This window comes from Brasilonema sp. UFV-L1 (assembly GCF_012912105.1).
GTDB lineage: Bacteria > Cyanobacteriota > Cyanobacteriia > Cyanobacteriales > Nostocaceae > Brasilonema.
This window is the reverse complement of sequence record NZ_QMEA01000322.1, coordinates 1-1496: the sequence shown is the minus strand read 5'-3', so window position 1 is coordinate 1496 and position 1496 is coordinate 1. Positions and strand designations below refer to the sequence as shown.

At 42.2% G+C, this 1496-nt stretch carries 1 protein-coding gene; it reads right to left on the bottom strand.

The annotated features are described in order from the left end of the window. Window positions 1-130 precede the first annotated feature (130 nt). Window positions 131-1312, bottom strand: coding sequence for an RNA-guided endonuclease TnpB family protein (locus DP117_RS35190; protein WP_339381217.1), 1182 nt, complete (start codon window positions 1310-1312; stop codon window positions 131-133). Between the last annotated feature and the right edge of the window lie 184 nt (window positions 1313-1496).

The window sequence follows — 1496 nt, the reverse complement described above, 5'->3', positions numbered from 1 at the left end:
GGGTACAGCGTGGGCTTCTGTAATCACGGGGGAATGCCTCAGATGAGACTTTCGCCCCATCTTTGGTCTTACTTCCCCTCCTACAGCAGAGACGGCTGAACCATCCGCCCTTACGGGTTCGCCAGTTGCTCTACTTGGGGAGACCCCAAGACGAGCCACTGCTGCGGGAGGGTTTCCCGACAACAGGCATGTGGCGTCCGCACTGGCTCACCTTTAGCATTCTGATTCCTTCTGCTCTAATGTTGATAGCAGCATTTCCATCACGGTCGTGATGAGTACCACAGTTCGGGCAAATCCAGTCCCTAACATCTAGTGGCATTTCATTGACTTGATAGAAGCAATTAGAGCAGAGCTTAGAACTGGGAAACCATCTATCGATCTCAACTAACTTTGCACCTTTGCGTTCTAGCTTATAGGCTAGAAAATTAGTGAACATTCCCCAGCCAACATCAGAAATTGCTTTTGCCAGGTTATGATTACGAACCATGCCTTTGACATGAAGATTTTCTACTATGACAGCTTGACTATCGCTGACCAACTTATAACTAAGTTTATGTAGAAAATCTTGCCGTGAATTACTAACTCGTTCGTATACCTTAGCAACAACTTTTCTATGCTTGTGTCTTGAATGACTTCCTTTTTGTTTACGCGCTAGCTTTTGTTGCTTACGCTTGAGATTCTTCTCATGTTTGGCAATGTGTTTAGGGTTGTCATATTTAGAAACCTTTTCACCGTCGGTCACAACAGCAAAGTGTTTCAATCCTAAGTCAATCCCATAAATCTTTCCTTCTGTCGTAGTAGGATTATCTCCTTCTAGTTCAGTAAGGATAGATGCAAAATATTTACCTGATGCAGTTTTGCTAATAGTTACGGTCTTGATTTTCCCCTCAATCGGTCTATGGATCTTGGCTCTAACTATCCCGATGTTACCTGGAAGTTTTACATTGCCATCTACAACTTTGACGTTTTGAGGATATTGAACAGACTGTTTTCCATGCTTAGATTTGAATTTAGGAAAGCCAGCACGTTTCTCAAAAAAGTTCTTGTATGCAGTGGTTAGATTCAGTGTTGTAGCTTGTAAAACCTGACTATAACAATTAGCCAACCATTCAGTATCTTTTTCTTTTTTGAGCTTAGGCAATAGTGCGTTGAGTGCTACTTGCCCAAGTCCCTTGCCTGTTTGTTTGTAAACTTCAATGCTCTTATTTAGCGCATAGTTCCACCACCAACGAGCAGACCCAAACGTCTGAGCTAACAGTATCTGTTGTTCAGTTGTTGGGTATAAACGAACCTGTATGGCTTTGTGTAACACTCAATATCACCTCCTTGGTTTTTCTATCTTACTACTATCTACACATCGCAGTAAACAAAATCCGGAAAATATTTGGCGATTCCTCATACATCTTTTCTTTGTCTTTCCGTAGGAAAGAATCACTCAAAGATGTAATCGTCACCGCCCGTCTTATATCCCGACGCTAAACTGAGTACAGTTATAG